The sequence below is a fragment of the Flavobacterium sp. IB48 genome (genome assembly GCF_016405855.1).
Taxonomy (GTDB): domain Bacteria; phylum Bacteroidota; class Bacteroidia; order Flavobacteriales; family Flavobacteriaceae; genus Flavobacterium; species Flavobacterium ginsengisoli.
Map to the genome: position 1 here is coordinate 379025 of NZ_JAEFCA010000003.1, position 19369 is coordinate 398393.

A 19369-nucleotide genomic window follows, 5' to 3' on the forward strand; every position below is an offset into this window, starting at 1 on the left:
ATTTCTTACTAAAAGTCCAGCTTATAAACACTATCAAGCTCTGCATTTGAACTGATTGTAACATTTAAATCCGTTACGAAACCAGAATTCAATCCATAAACCCAACCGTGAAGCATAAGGTCTTGACCGTTTTGCCAAGCATTTTGAACAATTGACGTTTTAGCTAAATTATATACTTGCTCTTTAGCATTTATTTCTACAAAAGCATTGAATCGCTCTGTTTCGTCTTCGATCGAATTCAAGTATTTATCATGCAAACGGTACTCATCTTTAATGTGACGAATCCAGTTATCAATAATTCCAACAGATTGATGCCCCATTGCCGCTTTTACACCTCCGCAACCGTAATGGCCACAAACAATAATATGTTTTATTTTCAAAACATTTACTGCATAATCTAGTACACTTAGCATATTCATGTCAGAGTGAACAACCATATTGGCAATGTTTCTGTGTACAAAAACTTCGCCTGGTTTTGCACCAACAATTTCGTTTGCAGGAACACGGCTGTCAGAACATCCAATCCATAATAGTGGCGGCTGTTGTCCTTTTGCCAAATCAGCAAAATAATTAGGGTCTTTTGCCAATGAAGTTTCAACCCACTTCTTATTATTTTCTAATAACTGCTCATAAAATTTTCTCATTTTTTTATTTTTTGTGTGGTAATTTCTAATTCTAGGAATGTCTCAAAAAAGAACTTAAATGTAAAGTTACCTAAAATTTGACATTTCTAGAGCCTTAAAAACACCATTTTTTAATTATTCTTCTCTAACAACTTCTTTTTTAACCAGTTCTCTTTTTGCTACATCATAATAGTGTTCTATTGTAACATGATTGTGATTTTCGGGTGTATTTTCTAATTCGTATGCTTCTTTAAACCCTTTAAGCTTTACTTTGATGTTTTCATCGATGGCTCTGGTTTCCTTAAATTCACGAATTAAATCTAAAACGTCATGAGCAATATACTCTGTATCATGAGCATTGATGATTACTTTAGAATTTTCTGGAATTTCTGCCAACGTTTGTTTGATTGCCGCTTTATTTAAAAATGAAACTTCTTGAGCTAAATCAATATGAATAAGGTCTCCATCTTCATATTCTTCTTTCTTGAAAACATAAGCTCTTTTCAAATTTCCTCTCAAAACAAAAACAATACTGATAATAATTCCCAGCGCAACACCTTTTAGCAAATCTGTCGCAACAACAAAGACCAAAGTTGCAATGAAAGGTACAAACTGGTATTTCCCCTTTTCCCAGAAATGCATAAAGGTTGCTGGTTTTGCTAGTTTATATCCAACCAAAATCAAAACAGTCGCCAATGTTGCCAGTGGAATCTTGTTTAAAATTGCTGGTATAGACAATACACTTATTAATAAAAGCACACCATGAATAATGGCAGACATTTTAGATTTTGCTCCTGCATTATTATTCGCAGAAGATCTTACAACTACAGATGTCATTGGCAAACCTCCTAAAAGAGAGCTCACAATGTTACCAACTCCTTGCGCTCTAAGCTCAACATTAGTATTGGTATAACGTTTTTGAACGTCCATTCTATCAGAAGCCTCAATACATAAGAGCGTTTCAATAGAAGCGACAATGGCAATTGTAATAGCAACTACCCAAACTTGCGGATTTGTAATAGCAGTAAAGTCTGGGGTAATTATAATTGATTTAAAGTCATCAAAAGATTTTGGAACTGGCAAAGAAACCAAATGTTCTTTTGCAATTGCCAAAGTGCTTCCTGTAGATACAAATATTTCGTTTAAAACAACTCCAGCAATTACAGCAACCAAAGCTCCTGGAACTAGTTTTATTCTTTTTAAGAAAGGAACTTTGTCCCAAGCTAATAAAATCACCAATGAAACCGCAGAAATTACTACAGCTCCTAAGTGAATATGATTTAAAACATCAAATAAAAATGAAAACGAATTGCTTCCATCATTTTGAACAAAAGCCTGATCTCCTTCGAAATCTGCATCATAACCAAAAGCGTGTGGTATTTGCTTTAAGATGATAATGATCCCGATACCCGCTAACATTCCTTCAATTACGTTTGTCGGAAAATAGTTTGATATACTTCCTGCCTTTAAAAATCCTAATGCTAATTGAATTAATCCAGCAATAAAAACAGACATTAAAAATACATCGAAAGCTCCTAAATCGGTAATTGCGGTTAAAATGATAGCTGTTAACCCAGCAGCTGGACCCGATACACTAATATGCGACTGGCTTAAATATCCAACAACGATACCACCCACAACACCAGCAATAATTCCAGAAAATAACGGCGCTCCAGAAGCCATTGCAATACCTAAGCACAACGGAAGAGCCACCAAGAAAACCACTAAACCTGAGGCAAAATCAGATTTAAGGTTGGCAAAAAGATTGATTTTTTTTGTCATAATATAATACTAAAAAAATTATTCATTAAAGATTTACCCCATCTCGATAGAAATGCGGCTAAAGTTCGAAATAATCGGAAGTATTATGCTACGTTAGGTGGTGGAGCAAAAATGCTCGGAGAGATGTTGTCTAGTTTGACAATGTTTTCAGAAATGATTGTTTTTTTCTCGATATAAACCGGAATCAAAACTTCGTGCTCAAGAATAGTTGGATGAACTACATTTTTAAGTTCTTTATGCACTTCTTCTTCAGCAATACTAAAAGATATAGCCGTATTATTTCCTTTCTTAATCGCCTGAACAATTGTCGGGGTCGATAAGAAGGCAATAAATATGAATAATAATATGCGAGCTATAAATTTCATTGAAGCAAAAATAGCGTTAAACAAATAAAATCAAAGAGATTTTTATAGAAATTTAACATAAACAAAAAAGCAGAATGCAATTTTCATTCCATTCTGCTTCTATTTTATTAAAAACCAATATTTTACAATGATTCTTCTAACCAAGCATTCATCATCCAAATTGTTTTTTCTTGCTCTGCAATAAAGTCGCTCATCATAGAATTGGTACCTTCATCATTAATTTCGTCAGATTTGTTCAAGATTTCTCTTTCAATTTTTAATAAATCTGATAAAGAGTGAACAATAAGCTGAACCGCTTTTTCATCGTTAGAAATATTTTTTCCAATCGTCAATTTATTGTTTTTAATATAATCTTCAAAAGTATGCAGAGGCGTTCCTCCTATTGTCAAAACTCTTTCTGCGATCATATCTATTTTTAATTGTGCATCTGTATATAATTCTTCAAATTTTACATGTAAATCAAAGAAACGTTTTCCGCGAATATTCCAGTGAATTCCTCTCAAGTTTTGATAATAGACTTGAAAATTTGACAATAATACATTCAATTCTTTTACTAATAATTCTGATTCTTTTACTGGTAACCCTAAAATATTTGTCTTCATAATCTTATTTTTTACACTAATTTACTACAAATTTAGAGTAACTTTACTAAAATAAACATAAATAAAAATTATATTTTCTTATTTTTGCATCACAAATTACTATCAACATGACTATAACTCAATTGCAATATGTGTTAGCGGTTGCTGAGCATAAAAATTTCACTCTTGCTGCTGAAAAATGCTTCGTAACACAGCCAACCTTAAGTATGCAAATACAAAAAATCGAAGAAGAACTTAATATTTTAATTTTCGATAGAAGTAAAAAACCGATCCAACTTACTGATATTGGACAAAAAATCGTAAATCAGGCAAAAAATATTGTAAACGAGGCTGATCGTATAAAAGATATAGTAGAACAACAGAAAGGTTTTATTGGCGGAGAATTTCGTTTAGGAATTATTCCAACGATTATGCCAACGTTGCTTCCTATGTTTTTGAATAACTTCATTAAAAAATATCCAAAAGTTAAACTCTTAATTGAAGAGTTGAATACCGAGGAAATTATTCTGAAACTAAAAAACGGACATTTGGATGCTGCAATTGCTGCAACACCGCTTGAAGACGAAAAAATTAAAGAAATTGTTTTGTATTTTGAACCTTTCGTAGCGTATATTCCTGAACATCATGCAAGTTTTCAGAAAGAAGAAATTGAAGTTTCCGATTTAAATCTGAATGAAATTCTGTTATTACAAGACGGACATTGCTTTAGAGATGGTATTTTAAATTTGTGCAAAAATGTCTCAGACGCCGATCAAACTAATTTCCAGATTCAAAGCGGAAGTTTTGAAACCTTAATTAAATTGGCAGACGAAGGCCTTGGTACAACGTTACTTCCGTACTTGCACACTTTAGACTTAAAAGAATCCGACAAACTGAAGCTCCGTAATTTTAAGGAGCCAAAACCTGCTCGAGAAGTAAGTTTAATTTACCCAAAGAGCGAATTAAAGATGCAAATCATTGATGCATTAAGATCTACAATTGCTGGCGTTGTAAAAGGCGCAATTGTTTTTCAGAATGTTCAAATCATTAGTCCGTTACAAAAGAAAGCGCAATAAAAAAGGAGCCAATTTGGCTCCTTTCTTTTTATACTTTAATTAGCTGTAGACTTGGCTTTAATTCTGGTTTTCCAACAACGAAATTAAGTAACCACTCTTGCAATTGTTCCATTTCGTAAGGTAACAGTGTTTTGATAGCTTTTTCTAACTCTTTGCAGAAAAGTATCGGATCGAAACTAACTCTCTCAAGTATTGATTTCGTGTAATCAAACATCATTTTTGACATAATAAAATAAGATTTTCGGGGGTTATCTATTTTTTTAAACTCGAGCCAAATTTAAACAATTAACTAACATAAATTCTACTTTTAACTTATTTTTTTAAAAACTTTAGCAACGAATACGTTTTCTTAAAACACATAAATCAATGTAGAATTATTCTAAATAACTCGTTTAAACCTTTTTAAAAGCTCGAAACATTTCTCTTTTCCCTGGAGGCCCTGCTAATTTTTCTACAGTAAATCCAACTTCAATCATGCTTCTTTTAACAACTCCTCGAGCTGCGTATGTAACAAGAACTCCGTTTGGCTTTAAACTGTTGTACATTTTCTGAAAAATTTCGGTACTCCAAAGTTCCGGTTGCACTCGGTAACCAAAGGCGTCAAAATAAATCAAATCAAAAATTTCAAAATCGTTTATTTCGTGAAAAAATTGTTTTCTTTTGGTTAACGAGAACAGGTCGCAAATTTCTATTTTTTCATTCCATTGCGATTTATGCATTTTTTCAAAAATGTTATAAAATTCCGATGCATCCAACTCGTCAGCATAATTCATTTCCAAAATCTCGTCTGCATCTACAGGATACGCTTCTACTCCAACATAATCAATAGTCTGTTTCTTTCTAACAGATTCCAAAAAAGTAATAAAAGCATTTAACCCTGTACCAAAACCAATTTCTAATATACTTATAGGATTATCAAATAATGAAAGACCGTTTTTAATAAAAACGTGCTTTGCTTCCTGAATTGCGCCATGTTTAGAATGATAGCATTCATCCCACTCTGGCAAACGAATTGTAGTTGAGCCATCTAGCGTTTTAATTATTTCTCTTTTCACTTTTTTCAGAATTTTACAATGGCTTTTTATTGGTTTTCAAGCCATTTTAATAATCAAATTTAATCAAAACTAATGCGTAAAGCCTTAAAAAACCATACTTTTTTCATAAAATCTTTATAAAAACCAATCAAATATTTGAGTTTATTATAGGATAAATAAATCTCAATCAAAACCATTAAATAATGAATTTTCGCTAAGCATTTTACAGATTTTTACGTAATTTTGCATTCAATAAATTCCATTTTACACGATATTATCACTTTAGTATTTCTGACAGTGAAGAATATCTCACAAAAAACTTACATAACTATGAGTACAACTCAAACAAGCAAAATTGAAATCATTAAAGCTACTTCTACAAAAATCAACGAAGTAGATTTTGACAACTTAAGTTTTGGTGCTGTATTTACAGACCATTTATTCGAATGCGATTTTAAAAATGGGCAATGGCAAAATCCTGTCATTAAGCCTTATGCTCCTATTTTAATGGACCCGTCATCAAAAGTCTTCCATTACGGACAAGCAATTTTTGAAGGAATGAAAGCTTATAAAGATGACAATAATGATGTTTGGTTGTTTAGACCAGATGAAAACTTCAACCGTTTCAATAAATCGGCTGTAAGAATGGCAATGCCAGAAGTTCCTGAAGCTATTTTTATGGATGGTTTAAATGAATTATTGAAATTAGATAAAGATTGGATCCAAAGAGGAAACGGAGCTAGTATGTACATTCGTCCATTTATGATTGCTACAGGTCCTGGAGTTATTGCAAATCCTTCTGACGAATATAAATTTATGATTTTACTTTCTCCTGCAAAAGCATATTATGGAGGTGAAGTAAAAGTTATCATTGCTGAGCATTTCAGTAGAGCTGCAAATGGTGGTATCGGTGCTGCAAAAGCTGCAGGAAACTACGCAGCTCAATTTTACCCAACTAACTTGGCAAACAAAGATGGTTTCCAACAAGTTATCTGGACAGATGATGCAACGCACACAAAATTAGAAGAGGCAGGAACAATGAACGTTTTCTTCAGAATTAACGATACTTTATTAACTGCTCCAACAAGCGAAAGAATTTTAGATGGTGTTACCAGAAAAAGTTTAATTGCAATGGCAGAAAAAGAAGGATTAAAAGTTGAAGTTCGCCCAGTAATTGTTTCAGAATTGGTTGAAGCTGCTAAAAACGGATCTTTGAAAGAAATCTTCGGAGCAGGAACTGCTGCAGTTATTAGCGTTATCAAAGGATTCTCTTACAAAGACGAATACTTTGAAATGGCTCCAATCGAGAATTCTTATGCTTCTTTCTTAAAAGAAAAATTAACTAATCTTCAAAACAAACTTTCTGAAGACACTTACGGATGGACAGTTAAAGTTCAATAATTCCAAAACCATTATAAAAAGAAACCCGATAAATTTACTTTTATCGGGTTTTGTTTTTTAGAATAATTTAGAAAAATCTGGTTTAAAATAATTTGGACCTTTCATCACTTTTCCATCTTCGCGGTAAATTGGCTGACCATCTTCTCCTAATTTACTCATATTACTGCGCTGGATTTCATCAAAAACTGCTTCAATTTTATCTTGAAGTCCGTGTTCTATAATTGTTCCGCACAAAATATACATCATATCTCCAAGAGCGTCTGCAATTTCAACTAAATCATTATTCTGAACCGCTTCATAATATTCCTCATTTTCTTCCTTCATTAAATTATAACGAAGTAATTTCTTTTCTGCTCCTACATCAGCCTTTGGTGTTGTGCTGTGGCCAATTCTAAAAGCAGTGTGAAATTCTGTTACGGCATCAAGTTGTTTTTTCATATAGTAGTTTTCTTTTTTTTGCTAATTTAAGTCACTTTCTTATAAATCTGAAAATTTATTGAATGAAATGAAAAGGCAATTTAGCAGCAAATCGTTTACAAATCTCTAAATTTGCTAAAAATTTTTATAACTATGTTCAGTCAAGGTCAAATACTATTTGGAGTATGTTTTTTTATCGCTTTTGTAATCATCATGATATTTGCTTATCGAAAAGATTTGAAATTACATAAAGTCTTTTATAAAGGGAATTACAAAGTACTCCTAGCCTTTCTGCTTTTTATTGTCCTTTTGTTCGTAATTAAAATATTTTTAAAAAGATAAATTATTCTGGTTACCATAAAATAAACCTAATCATTATGGGTTATTAGTAAGACTCATGATAAATTTATAACTTTACCGAAACCAAACAATCTACCATGAAAATTCTAAAGTATTTATTTCTTTTTGCACTTTTAAGCTTTGTTGCTCTTACTGTTTTTGTTGCTACTCAGAAAGGAGATTTTTCTGTAGAAAGAAGTAAAGTTATCAATTCGCCTCGCGCAACGGTTTATAACTACTTAAACGACTTTAGAAATTACGAAGATTTTGAATCATGGTCGGTTGAAGATCCTTCTATCAAAATGACTTATGCTAATAAAACAAGCGGAAATGGCGCTACATTTTATTGGGATGGTGTTGATGGAAAAGGAAATTCTATTATTCTTAAAACAAAAGACGGCGAAAGCATTGACCAAAAAATGCAATTTGATGGTACAGAAGCTAATGTAAACTGGACTTTAAAAGATACTTTGAACGGAAAAACAAAAGTTACTTGGAAAGGAAAAGGAACAATGAGCTTTTTGTTTAAAATATATACCGCTTTACATGGAGGTTCAGATAGAGTTATTGGAACTATCTACGAAAAAAGCTTAGCCAATATTGATAAAAACCTAGACTACGAAACCAAAACTTTTGCCGTTACAGTAGACGGAGTGGTAAAGAAAACCGAAACTCCTTATATCAAGCAGACTTTTACTAGCGAAATTTCTAAAATAAGTAAAAATGCTAGAATTGTAATTCCGAAGCTTATTCACTTTAGTGAAACGAATGGTTTGTCTGAGGCAGGAAAACCTTTTATCATTTATCATACTTACGATACTAAAACTGGTTTGGCAAAGATTTCAATCTGTTTGCCTATTAACAAAGAAATTTCAACAAGTTCAGGAAGCGATATTTTAGCTGGAAAATTAAATGGTTTCGACGCTGTAAAAACAACTCTTACTGGAGATTACTCTCATAGAAATGAAGCAATAGCTAAAACAACTGCCTACATTAATAACCAAAAAATTATTCCAGATTTAAGCTGGTCGCATCTTGAAATCTTGACTCTAAGCAAATTGGATGTAAAAGCTTCATCCAAATTGGTAACTGAGATTTATTTCCCTATAAAACCTAAAGTAGTTCCTGTTACTGCTGAGCCTGTTTACGCTCCAGAAAACACTAGTGAAACTCCAAGCGAGCCACGCACAGAACAACCACGTACAGAGCCTGTAAAACGTAAACCTGCTGCGCCAGCACCAGCTCCTACGCAAACACCTACACAAGAAGAAGACTCAGAATTTTAAATAATTTCGAAGGTACATTAAACCTTTTCCTTTAAATTCTGTCTAACTTCTATTAAAGAAAGTTTACAAAACAAAAAGTTTGATAGACGAGAAAGAATTTATAAAAGAATTATTAAACCCTGAAACGCAAAATATTGCGTTTCAAAAACTCTTGTCTGATTATCAGAAACCTTTGTATTCTCATATTCGAAACATTGTTTTGAATCATGACGATGCTGATGATGTTTTACAGAATACTTTTGTAAAAGTCTTTCAAAATCTTAAAAACTTTAAAGGAGAAAGCAAACTTTTTTCTTGGATGTATCGCATTGCTACCAACGAAGCTTTGACTTTTTTATCGCAAAAAGCGAAATTAAGCGGCATTTCGTCTGAAGATCTGCAAAACAAAACGATTGATAATTTAAAAGCGGATCTTTATTTTGATGGAGATGAAATTCAAATCAAACTTCAAAAAGCAATTGTAACACTTCCAGAAAAACAACAATTAGTTTTCAAAATGAAATATTTTGAAGAATTGAAATATGAAGAAATCGCAGATATTTTAGGAACATCTGTTGGAGCCTTAAAAGCATCTTATCATCACGCAGTAAAAAAAATTGAATTATATGTTACATCAAATTAAACCTTTTGTAACTAAAACTATCTTATAAGTATTATGAAAACATTTAAATTAGAAAACGAACCCAAAATAAAATCCGGCTTTAAAGCTCCGGACAATTATTTTGATGATTTTTCAGAGAAGGTTTTACAACAATTAAACGAAAAAGAAGTTAAGGTAATTCCTTTTTACAAACGCAAAAAAACAATTTCTCTGGCTGCTGCTGCATTAATTGCTTTTGCATTACTAATACCAATTGCAAACAATTATAAAGCTAGCGTAAACGATCTTGACGAAGCTACTTTAGAAAACTATTTATCTTATCACTCCAATATAAGCCAATACGATTTAATTCAAACATTAGACGACAGTGACATAGAAAAATTAGGTAACAATGTTACTCTAGAAGACGAAACACTAGAAGATATCTTAGCTGCAAGTCCAAACATAGAACACTTAATTTCAGAACAAAATTAAATCAAACTTAACTCAACAACTTAACTTAGCAATGAAAATAAAAAACATTTTACCGCTACTGCTATTTCTGACAAGTATTTCATTTTTTGCACAAAATGGAAAAATTGATGAAAAGCGAGAAAAAATCAAAGCTTTTAAAGTGTCATTTTTAACAACAGAATTAGAATTAACTTCAACCGAAGCCGAAAAATTCTGGCCAATTTATAATGCTTACGATGACAAGCAATATGAATTAAAGTATCTGAAAATGAAAACTTATATTAAACAGCTTAAAGATGAGAATCTAAAAAATCTTTCCGATAAAGAAGCAGCGACATTATTATCTCAAATAGAGAGTACTGATAAAGAAATATATCAGCTTCGAGACAAATATATGAGCAGCCTTAAAAAAGTACTCCCAGCAAAGAAAATATTATTGCTTAAAAAATCAGAAGACGATTTTAATAGAAAGTTACTGCAACAATACCGAGACAAAGGCAATAAAGATTAAACTTAACGATACAACAGCGATAAGAACCCTATATAATAATACTTACTTTATTATTTAGGGTTCTTATTTTTTTATTTAAAATTAAGTCGAACCACTTTATTATGTCCTGCTGCGATTGCAGTGTTCCTATTCACAAAACGAATGGTAAAAAATCCTTTATCAGTAGAAAGCTGCATCCAGTTTTCTCCTCCATTTTGAGAATATTGTATTCCTTCAGAGCCTACACAAACAATTTCTTTTCCATTACCTCCTGGAACATATTGCACACATGATGCATAGCCAAATCCCATATTCTGACCAATTAATTGCCAAGTCTTGCCACCATCTTTTGTAAAAGCTTTATTATTGGCTTTATTATTAGGAAGATCGTAATCTCCTCCTGCAACGAAACCTTGTTTAGAATCATAAAAATCGGCAGTAAAAATTCCTGTCATTTGCTTTCCTTGCACAATAGGAGTTTCTACAACTTTCCATGTTTTTGCTTTGTCGGGAGAATAAAAAACACGTGCTTTTTTTCCACCTGAAACTAACCATGTATCATTTCCTTTTATAACGATGTTAGTGTTACTTGCCGCAAAAGCTGCTTCTCCTGTGCTATTTGTTGGCAATTTATCAGACAGTAATTTTGTCCACGTTTCTCCACCGTCACGTGTAACTATAATCGAAAAAGTATCCTCTGTTGGATCGCCAATTGCAATTCCTTCCTTATCATTCCAAAACTGCATGCTATCGTAAAACACTTTCGGATTAACTTCTTTATAAACCAATTTAACTTTGCGGTCTTTCTTTGAAACGGAATAAAGAAGTGCTGGATTTGCCACACTCAGCAAAAAAATATCTTTTGAAGTTTGTGCTATACTTCTAAATTCTAATTTAAGTGTATCGCGGTAAATATGTTCTTCAAATTTTTCTTTTTTATCCAAATCATAATAACCAAAACGAGAATTATCAGCCCCGTACCAAACTTTATTTTTGTCAATTAGAATTGCTCTAATACTAATTCTGTCTTTAAATAATGTATCTATTGTCATTGAAGTAAAGCCATTATTGTAAACAACGTCAGTTTTATAATTAAATGTCCTAAAAGACATCAATAAAATAAAAATAACACAAAATAAAGAGAGTTTTTTCATAGGAAACTTAAAATTTGGTTAACGCTAAAATACAATTAATTCCAACATAGAAAATTAATTTTCTCATTTTTTTTGACAAGAATATTTGTTATTTCATTTACAGATCTTTATCTAAAAAAAACTCAAAGACATTTCAACAAAAACACAAAAACCTATTAATCAATACTTTAAAAGCAATATTTTAGTACATAAATTTTATGGCACAGTAATTGAATATCTCATAACACAAATAATTTAATACAAATTAGCCATGAAAGCGAATTTACTTTTAATAGCGATATCAGCCTTAGTTTTTGGTTCTTGTGCTGCACAAGGTCAAACTACTGTTTATGCAAAAAACTCAGATATAAGCGATAACTTAGATTTAAGAGCTGTTGCTTCGATGTTTGGAGAATCAGCTAACCTTCAAGATTTTGAAAGACGTTTAAATGACCCTAAATATCAAATATCAAATTTAGACCTTAATGGCGATAACGAAGTAGATTATCTTCGTGTTATTGAGAGCGTTGAAAACAGAACGCACGTTGTAATTATTCAAGCTGTTTTAGATCGTGATGTTTATCAAGACATTGCAACTATTGATGTTGAGAGAGACAATTACAACAAAGTAAGTGTTCAGGTTGTAGGTAACACCTATTTATACGGAGCAAATTACATTTATGAGCCTGTTTATAGTGTGGTTCCTGTTATCTATTCTTCTTTCTGGGTGACAAATTACAGACCGTACTGCTCAACTTGGTATTGGGGTTATTACCCAACCTATTATAGAGCATGGAATCCGTATCCAGTTTACAGATATAGAAATAATGTAAATATTTATATCAACGTAAACAACCATTACAACTATGTAAATGTTAGAAGAAGCTATTCAGCTCCTGCGATTTATGAAACAAGACGTAGTTATGGTTACGAAAGAATGCGTCCGAACTATAGCTTTGCAGAAAGACATGCTAACACAACCAACAGATATGATTTAGATCAAAGACGTGTTGCGAGCAGAGAAACTAGCAGAAATACATATAATACAAACAGAAATTATACAGGTAGAACTTCTGATAACGGAATTTCTAACAGATCATACGCTGACAATAAAAACACAACAAGCAGACCTACTGTAGACAGAAGCAACAATAGTAACGGTAATAGCAATAGTAATAGAGGTTACAACTCTACTGGCAGAAATCCTGAAAATGTAAACATCGAAAGAAACACAACTGGCCGCGGTTATTCTAATAACGCAAATAATACTCCAAGAGTAGAAAGCACTCCAAGAGTTCAGAATACGCAAAGAGCAGATTACGGAAGCACCAATTCTTCTAATACATCAAGAGGATATTCTAATCGAGAAGCATCTGCTCCAAGAGTAGAAAGAAGCTCAAGAAGTTATTCTGAAAACCAATCTGGTAATTCAAATAGAGACTATTCTGCTAGAACACAACAAAGTCAGCGTTCAGAGTCTCCAAGAATAAGCCAAGAATCTAGAGGCGGACAAAGCCAAAGAGAAAGCGGTTCTAGTTCTAGAGGAAATGGAAGAAGAGGTTAATTTTAGAATAAATAATATTTAAAAAGAGAAGCACAATTTTACGATTGTGCTTTTTTTTATCTTTTTAATTTTAAATGCCTCTAATTTGTTTTAAAACAGTAAATTTGCAACCGTCTTTTTATAAAATTAACATGAGCGCATCGCATAAAAACTTACATAGTAAGTTGTCTATTGGGGGTTTATTAATTACTTTAGGGATTATATATGGAGATATTGGAACCTCTCCATTGTATGTAATGAAGGCTATATTAGGCGATCACACGATAAATGCTGATATTGTTTTAGGAGGTATCTCTTGTGTGTTCTGGACCTTAACATTACAAACTACAATTAAATATGTACTTATTACTTTAAGTGCAGACAACCACGGTGAAGGAGGAATTTTTGCATTATATGCATTAGTCAAAAAAACAAAAATTCAATGGCTCATAGTACCCGCCATTATTGGAGGTAGTGCCCTTCTCGCTGACGGAATTATAACTCCGCCTATTTCGATTTCATCTGCTGTAGAAGGAATTAGAGCATTCTACCCAACGATGGAAACACAAACCATTGTGTATATCGTAATTACAATTCTATTCGTTTTATTCACCATTCAGCAGTTCGGAACTAAATTGGTTGGTAAATTCTTTGCCCCAATGATGTTAATCTGGTTTGCAATGTTAGGAACCTTAGGAGCAATTCAGGTATCGAATTATCCAGAAGTAATTAAAGCAATTAATCCATACTACGCTTATCATTTATTATCGATACACCCTGATGGTTTCTTCGTTCTAGGTTTCGTATTCTTATGTACAACTGGAGCAGAAGCATTGTATTCTGACATGGGACACTGTGGAAGAAAAAACATTAGAATCAGTTGGATGTTTGTAAAAACGACTTTAGTTTTAAACTATTTCGGACAAGCAGCTTATTTAATTCACCATGAAGGAAGCACCTTACAGCAATTAGGAGGCGAAAACGGAAACCCGTTTTACTTAATTATGCCACATTGGTTTTTACCATTCGGAATTGTAGTTGCAACTCTTGCAGCTGTAATTGCATCTCAAGCACTTATATCTGGTTCGTTTACTTTAATTAACGAAGCAATGCGATTGAACTTCTGGCCAAAAGTAAAAATCAAATATCCAACAGAAGTAAAAGGTCAATTATACATTCCATCAATCAACTGGTTATTGTTTTTTGGTTGTGTTGGAATCGTTTTACATTTCGAAAAATCAGGAAACATGGAACACGCATATGGTCTTGCTATCATTTTGTGTATGATCATGACTACTATACTATTAAATTACTACTTAATCATGAAACGTGTAAAACTGTACTTCATGGTACCGTTGATTACTATTTATTTATTGATTGAGTTTAGTTTCCTTTTCGCTAATATTACCAAATTTGCAGAAGGTGGTTATGTAACACTAATCATTGCCAGTATGCTAATTTCTGTAATGACAATTTGGTATTTGGCTAAGAAAATCAACAAAAACTACACGAAAGTGGTTAAGGTTGACGATTACAAACAAGTTCTTGTTGAGTTAAGCCAAGATTTATCAATTCCGAAATATGCTACGCATTTGGTTTATATGACCAACGCTAATCGTGTAGATGAACTAGAGGAAAAAATCATTTATTCTATCCTTCAAAAACGCCCAAAAAGAGCTGACATCTATTGGTTTGTTCATGTGAATATTTTGACTGAACCTTATAAAACGCAATATAAAGTAACAGAAATTGCGAAAGATGATATTTATAGAATTGATTTCAACTTAGGTTTTAGAGAACCAACCAAAATCAATTTGATGTTTAGAGAAGTTATCAAAGACATGGTAAAACGTGGCGAGGTAGATATTACCAGCCGTTACGAGTCTTTAAACAAAAACAATATTATTGGAGACTTTAAATTTGTATTGTCTGAGAAATTCTTATCAAACGACAATGATTTAAGATGGCATGAAAACATTATTATGAATTCTTATTTCTTCATCAAAAAACTGAGTTTGTCTGAAGAAAGAGCTTTTGGTCTAGACAGCAGCTCTGTTAAAATAGAGAAATTCCCAATGGTGCTTCATGCTCCTGAAAATATTGGATTAACGAGAATTATTTCTAAAGAGTAAAACTCAAAAAAAGATATTTCTAAAAAAACACTCTAAATCAGAGTGTTTTTTTTTCTTTTAGTAGCAGTCTGAGCAAGATTCGGTATTAAAAATTTAACTTTCAACCAATTAATACTACCTTTGCACTTCAAATAAATAAAATGAGATTACACAGAAATTTAGTTTATACTACCATTGACTCTTTAAATGCAATTTTCAACGAAGGAGAATATGCAGATAAAGTGGTAGCAAGAGCATTAAAAAAAGACAAACGTTGGGGAAGTTCTGACAGGAAGTTTGTTGCTGAAACCATATACGAAATTGTTCGCTGGAAACGATTATATGCTGAAATTGCAGAAGTAAAAGAACCTTATGACAGAGACAATCTATGGAGAATGTTTGCTGTTTGGGCTGTTTTACGCGGTTATCCAATTCCAGATTGGAGACAATTGGAAGGAACACCTGAAAGAAAGATAAAAGGCCGTTTTGACGAATTATCTAAGACTAGAGCTATCAAAGAATCTATTCCTGATTGGATGGATGAATTGGGCGTGAAAGAACTTGGAGAAAAAGTTTGGGCAAAAGAAATTGCCGCACAAAATCAACCTGCAAAAGTTATCTTGAGAACCAATACTTTAAAAGGTACTAAAGAGAGTCTTAGAAATACTTTAATGGACTTAAATATTGAAACAGAATATTTAAAAGACCAACCAGAAGCTCTTGTTTTAAAAGAAAGAGCAAATGTATTCTTGACAGATGCTTTCAAACAAGGTTTATTCGAAGTTCAAGATGCCAACTCACAATTGGTTGCAGGTTTTCTAGATGTAAAACCAGGAATGCGAGTTGTAGATACTTGTGCAGGAGCAGGTGGAAAAACATTGCATATGGCTTCTTTAATGGAAAATAAAGGGCAATTGATTGCAATGGACTTGTACGAAAGCAAATTGAAGCAATTGAAATTAAGAGCGAAAAGAAATGGTGCTTTTAACATTGAATACAGAATCATCGATAGCACAAAAGTGATCAAAAAATTACACGAAAAAGCTGATCGTGTTTTGATCGATGCGCCTTGTAGCGGATTAGGTGTTTTGAAAAGAAACCCAGATTCTAAATGGAAATTACAACCTGAGTTTATTGATAACATCCGTAAAGTTCAGAGTGAAGTTTTAGAAAACTATTCTAAAATTGTAAAACCAGGCGGAAAATTAGTTTATGCAACTTGTTCAGTTCTTCCTTCAGAAAACCAAGAGCAAGTAGAGAAGTTCTTGAAAACAGAAATCGGACAGCAATTTACTTTTATTGAAGATCGTAAAATGTTAGCTTCTGAATCTGGTTTTGATGGATTCTATATGGCTTTACTGGAACGCAAAAAATAAATTCCAAATTATTTCGGAATATTTAAAATTAAAAAATCCAAATTCCAATCTTAAAACTTGGAGTTTGGATTTTTTTTAATTCCATATAGCTTTGTCATTTCGACGTAAGGAGAAATCTTCGTTAGAAATTCCACAAAGATTTGTCTATTGGAGCGGAGTTACTTGCGAAGATTTCTCCTTACGTCGAAATGACAAGATTACGAAAACTTGAGATTTAAAAGATTGGAATTTAATCTTGTAAAGTAGGTTTTCGCAACAACTTTCCGTTTTCGTTTTCTTTGAATTTAGAAACAAAAACTATTTCTTTTGGTTTTTCATATTTCCCTAATACGTCAAAGAAATCAGGAGCAAATTCTTGTTTTTCTCCTTCAATAACCAAAACCAATTTTTCACCTAAAGTAGTGTCTGGAAGTCCTGTTACAAAAAACCTGTTGTTTATTTTTCCGATCAATTTCGCTTCAATCTGTTCTGGAATCAGCTTCACTCCTCCACTATTAATTACATTATCTATTCTTCCTAAAAATTTAAATTGTTGTTCATTCAATAATTCAACCAAATCGTTTGTAACAATTGGTTCATCTGAAATTGTTGCCACATGAATAACCAAACATTGACGATCGTCTTGAGATATTTTTACGTTTGGAAGAATCGAAAAAACTGAATCGCCTAAACGTTTTGCCGCGATATGCGTAATCGTTTCTGTCATTCCATACGTTTCGTAGATTTCTGTTTTAAGGGGTAATAATTTTTCTTCGAGAGCCGAATCTAATTTTGCTCCACCAATAATCAACTTTCGCACTTTAGAAAGTCCTTCAATAGAATTCTGAACTTGGAGTGGCACCATCGCAACAAAATCGTAAGTAGTACTATTTAAAGCCAACGGATGGAGACTCGGTGAAACAACATCCAATTCTAATCCCAAAATTAAACTTCTCACTAGCATCATCTTTCCAGCAATAAATTGAGTTGGAAGACACAATAACGCTTTATCTCCTGGCTTTAAATCAAAAAAATCGCCAGTTGCCAATGCCGATTGTATCATTGCTTGTTTCTGTAATCTGACTAATTTCGGAAGTCCTGTTGTTCCAGAAGTAGTCATTTCGATGTAATCTTTTTTATCAAACCAATCCAAAAAGAACTCTCCAATAGATTGTTCGTAAGCATCTCCTTCTTTGATAAAACTATAAGCAACACGACACAAATCTTTTGCATTTAAATGATACCCATTTAGTTTGAAATAATTGTGAACGTTATTTTGAGTTAAATTTTGCATATTCTTAAGCTTTTAATTCGACATTATTAATGTTTCCTGTCAATCTTTCTTTCCAATTTGTCCATCCGTATTTTTTACTAAAAATAAAAAGTAAAATAGGATAAATAACTACAACAGGAAGAATTACATCTATTCCCGCTGAAGGTTCTGAAAGATCTTTAAATATAGAATTGGTTTGAAAAACAGTCCAATCTGAGGTAACCAATAATGCACCTACAAGATTATTTGCGGCATGAAAACCGAGTGCCAATTCCATTCCTTCATCCATTAATGTTATAATACCCAGAAACAATCCAGTTCCTATATAATAAATCATGATAATATTTCCCATTTTGCCAACTTCTGGATTTGTCCAGTGCATTGAACCAAATATAACAGAAGTCATTAAGAGCGGAAACCATCTGTTCTGAGCCAAATTGGCAAATCCCTGCATTAAGTATCCTCTAAAAACATATTCTTCCGTACTCGTTTGAATCGGAATTAAAATAAATCCTAAAATGACTAATATTAAAAAAGGCACTAACTTAAATTGCAATACAAATTGCTCTGGAGACCTTAAATAGACAAACAAAAAACTAAGCAATGAAAAAAATGCCCATAAAAAGAAAGAAAACCAGATTCGTTTCCAATCTACTTTAGATCTTGAAGTGGTAATCGACAATAAGGTTTGATGATGAATAAATTTTACAACAAAATAAATCCCTGCAAAAGCAAAAACAAAAGAAATCATAACCAAAAAAAGCGTGGTATTTGAATCGAACATGGTCATAATGCCCTCGTTGGTAGTCGGAAAAGCAATATGCTCTGTAAACGTTTTATAAAATACAGCTGCCGAAATTGGAATTTGCCCAACAAAAGATGCCGAAATAATAAATACAGATCCTAAAAGATATTTCCAAAATTTATTTTCAGGTTTAATCCCTTGCTCTAAAAACATAAATTTAAAATTTTAAAAAATGAGAATTCAAATTCGATAAGTTAATCTTACTTTTGATATTGCAAAAATATCTCTTTTTTATTTTAAGAATATTTGAAACATCTAAATATAACAAAATGATACAAATTTACCATAATCCGAGATGCGGAAAATCAAGAAACTGCCTTGCTTTTATTGAAAAATCGAATCAAGATTTTGAAATCATACCTTACTTAAGTGAAACTCCAACTTTTGAACAGCTTAAAACATTATTGGGACAACTAAACCTTGAACCAATTCAGCTTATTAGAACCAAAGAAAAAATCTGGATCGAGAATTTTAAAGGCAAAACTTTGAGCAATGATGAGATTATAAATGCAATGGTAGAAAATCCTATTTTAATTGAACGTCCGATTGTCGTAAAAGACGGAAAAGCCATAATTGGCCGTGATCCTGATTTAGTTGCTTCTTTTTTAGATTGATTCTAAAATATCTTATTAACATTTTTTTGTGATTTCTCTCTTTAAACCAAAAACTACATTTGCCGTCTAAAGGATTAAAGAAAAACC

Annotated in this window: 20 protein-coding genes; 10 read left to right on the forward strand and 10 right to left on the reverse strand. The window is 32.3% G+C overall.

What is annotated here, in order from left to right:
* Positions 1-8: 8 nt before the first annotated feature.
* From can to JC605_RS12395, 4 genes are all read right to left on the reverse strand, one after another.
* Entirely contained in the window at positions 9-644 is a 636-nt protein-coding gene (gene can, locus JC605_RS12380; protein WP_198856483.1) for a carbonate dehydratase, read from the reverse strand.
* Positions 645-758: 114 nt separating this feature from the next.
* Positions 759-2405 carry a SulP family inorganic anion transporter gene (locus JC605_RS12385; RefSeq protein ID WP_198856484.1) on the reverse strand — a complete coding sequence of 549 codons (1647 nt, stop codon included), beginning with the start codon at positions 2403-2405 and terminating at the stop codon, positions 759-761.
* An 83-nt stretch (positions 2406-2488) separates the two neighbouring features.
* The gene (locus tag JC605_RS12390) at positions 2489-2770 is read right to left on the reverse strand and encodes a hypothetical protein (protein WP_233074096.1); all 282 of its coding nucleotides are present in this window, start codon (positions 2768-2770) and stop codon (positions 2489-2491) included.
* A 122-nt stretch (positions 2771-2892) separates the two neighbouring features.
* Positions 2893-3372 carry a Dps family protein gene (locus JC605_RS12395; RefSeq protein ID WP_198856486.1) on the reverse strand — a complete coding sequence of 160 codons (480 nt, stop codon included), beginning with the start codon at positions 3370-3372 and terminating at the stop codon, positions 2893-2895.
* 107 nt (positions 3373-3479) lie between these two features.
* On the opposite strand from JC605_RS12395, the gene JC605_RS12400 reads away from it, so the two are divergent.
* On the forward strand, positions 3480-4427 hold the full coding sequence (locus tag JC605_RS12400; RefSeq protein WP_198856487.1) for a LysR substrate-binding domain-containing protein: 948 nt from the start codon (positions 3480-3482) through the stop codon (positions 4425-4427).
* A 28-nt stretch (positions 4428-4455) separates the two neighbouring features.
* Here JC605_RS12400 and JC605_RS23710 read toward each other — a convergent pair whose 3' ends face one another.
* Both JC605_RS23710 and mnmD read right to left on the reverse strand, forming a co-directional pair.
* The gene (locus tag JC605_RS23710; protein WP_202003427.1) at positions 4456-4653 is read right to left on the reverse strand and encodes a hypothetical protein; all 198 of its coding nucleotides are present in this window, start codon (positions 4651-4653) and stop codon (positions 4456-4458) included.
* Between the two features lie 166 nt (positions 4654-4819).
* Complete coding sequence (gene mnmD / locus JC605_RS12405; protein WP_198856488.1) at positions 4820-5482, reverse strand: tRNA (5-methylaminomethyl-2-thiouridine)(34)-methyltransferase MnmD; 663 nt, start codon at positions 5480-5482, stop codon at positions 4820-4822.
* Positions 5483-5791: 309 nt separating this feature from the next.
* Here mnmD and JC605_RS12410 point away from each other — a divergent pair, with 309 nt between their 5' ends.
* Positions 5792-6862, forward strand: a complete 1071-nt coding sequence (locus tag JC605_RS12410; RefSeq protein ID WP_198856489.1) for a branched-chain amino acid aminotransferase — start codon at positions 5792-5794, stop codon at positions 6860-6862.
* Between the two features lie 57 nt (positions 6863-6919).
* Here the strand turns inward: JC605_RS12410 and JC605_RS12415 are convergent, their stop codons facing one another.
* Positions 6920-7300, reverse strand: a complete 381-nt coding sequence (locus tag JC605_RS12415; RefSeq protein WP_198856490.1) for a nucleoside triphosphate pyrophosphohydrolase family protein — start codon at positions 7298-7300, stop codon at positions 6920-6922.
* A gap of 416 nt (positions 7301-7716) precedes the next feature.
* Between JC605_RS12415 and JC605_RS12420 the strand changes: the two genes are divergently transcribed.
* From JC605_RS12420 to JC605_RS12435, 4 genes are all read left to right on the forward strand, one after another.
* Positions 7717-8904, forward strand: coding sequence for an SRPBCC family protein (locus JC605_RS12420; protein WP_198856491.1), 1188 nt, complete (start codon positions 7717-7719; stop codon positions 8902-8904).
* 79 nt (positions 8905-8983) lie between these two features.
* Positions 8984-9526, forward strand: a complete 543-nt coding sequence (locus JC605_RS12425; protein ID WP_198856492.1) for an RNA polymerase sigma factor — start codon at positions 8984-8986, stop codon at positions 9524-9526.
* Positions 9527-9559: 33 nt separating this feature from the next.
* Positions 9560-9979 carry a hypothetical protein gene (locus JC605_RS12430; protein WP_198856493.1) on the forward strand — a complete coding sequence of 140 codons (420 nt, stop codon included), beginning with the start codon at positions 9560-9562 and terminating at the stop codon, positions 9977-9979.
* Positions 9980-10010: 31 nt separating this feature from the next.
* Entirely contained in the window at positions 10011-10469 is a 459-nt protein-coding gene (locus JC605_RS12435) for a sensor of ECF-type sigma factor (protein ID WP_198856494.1), read from the forward strand.
* Positions 10470-10540: 71 nt separating this feature from the next.
* Here JC605_RS12435 and JC605_RS12440 read toward each other — a convergent pair whose 3' ends face one another.
* Complete coding sequence (locus tag JC605_RS12440) at positions 10541-11602, reverse strand: oxidoreductase (RefSeq protein ID WP_198856495.1); 1062 nt, start codon at positions 11600-11602, stop codon at positions 10541-10543.
* Positions 11603-11852: 250 nt separating this feature from the next.
* Here JC605_RS12440 and JC605_RS12445 point away from each other — a divergent pair, with 250 nt between their 5' ends.
* The 3 genes from JC605_RS12445 to JC605_RS12455 all read left to right on the forward strand — a co-directional run bounded on the left by JC605_RS12445 (position 11853) and on the right by JC605_RS12455 (position 16611).
* Positions 11853-13145 (forward strand): hypothetical protein, encoded by a 1293-nt coding sequence (locus tag JC605_RS12445; RefSeq protein ID WP_198856496.1) that lies wholly within the window; start codon positions 11853-11855, stop codon positions 13143-13145.
* Between the two features lie 131 nt (positions 13146-13276).
* Positions 13277-15256: a KUP/HAK/KT family potassium transporter gene (locus tag JC605_RS12450; RefSeq protein ID WP_198856497.1), complete on the forward strand. Its 1980-nt coding sequence runs from the start codon at positions 13277-13279 to the stop codon at positions 15254-15256.
* A 140-nt stretch (positions 15257-15396) separates the two neighbouring features.
* Entirely contained in the window at positions 15397-16611 is a 1215-nt protein-coding gene (locus JC605_RS12455; protein WP_198856498.1) for an RsmB/NOP family class I SAM-dependent RNA methyltransferase, read from the forward strand.
* A gap of 229 nt (positions 16612-16840) precedes the next feature.
* On the opposite strand, the gene JC605_RS12460 is transcribed toward JC605_RS12455, so the two are convergent.
* Together JC605_RS12460 and JC605_RS12465 are read right to left on the reverse strand one after the other, a co-directional pair.
* Positions 16841-17884: an AMP-binding protein gene (locus tag JC605_RS12460; RefSeq protein ID WP_198856499.1), complete on the reverse strand. Its 1044-nt coding sequence runs from the start codon at positions 17882-17884 to the stop codon at positions 16841-16843.
* A gap of 4 nt (positions 17885-17888) precedes the next feature.
* Positions 17889-18821 (reverse strand): CPBP family intramembrane glutamic endopeptidase, encoded by a 933-nt coding sequence (locus JC605_RS12465; protein ID WP_198856500.1) that lies wholly within the window; start codon positions 18819-18821, stop codon positions 17889-17891.
* A gap of 116 nt (positions 18822-18937) precedes the next feature.
* Here JC605_RS12465 and arsC point away from each other — a divergent pair, with 116 nt between their 5' ends.
* Positions 18938-19282, forward strand: a complete 345-nt coding sequence (gene arsC, locus JC605_RS12470) for an arsenate reductase (glutaredoxin) (protein WP_198856501.1) — start codon at positions 18938-18940, stop codon at positions 19280-19282.
* Positions 19283-19369: the final 87 nt, after the last annotated feature.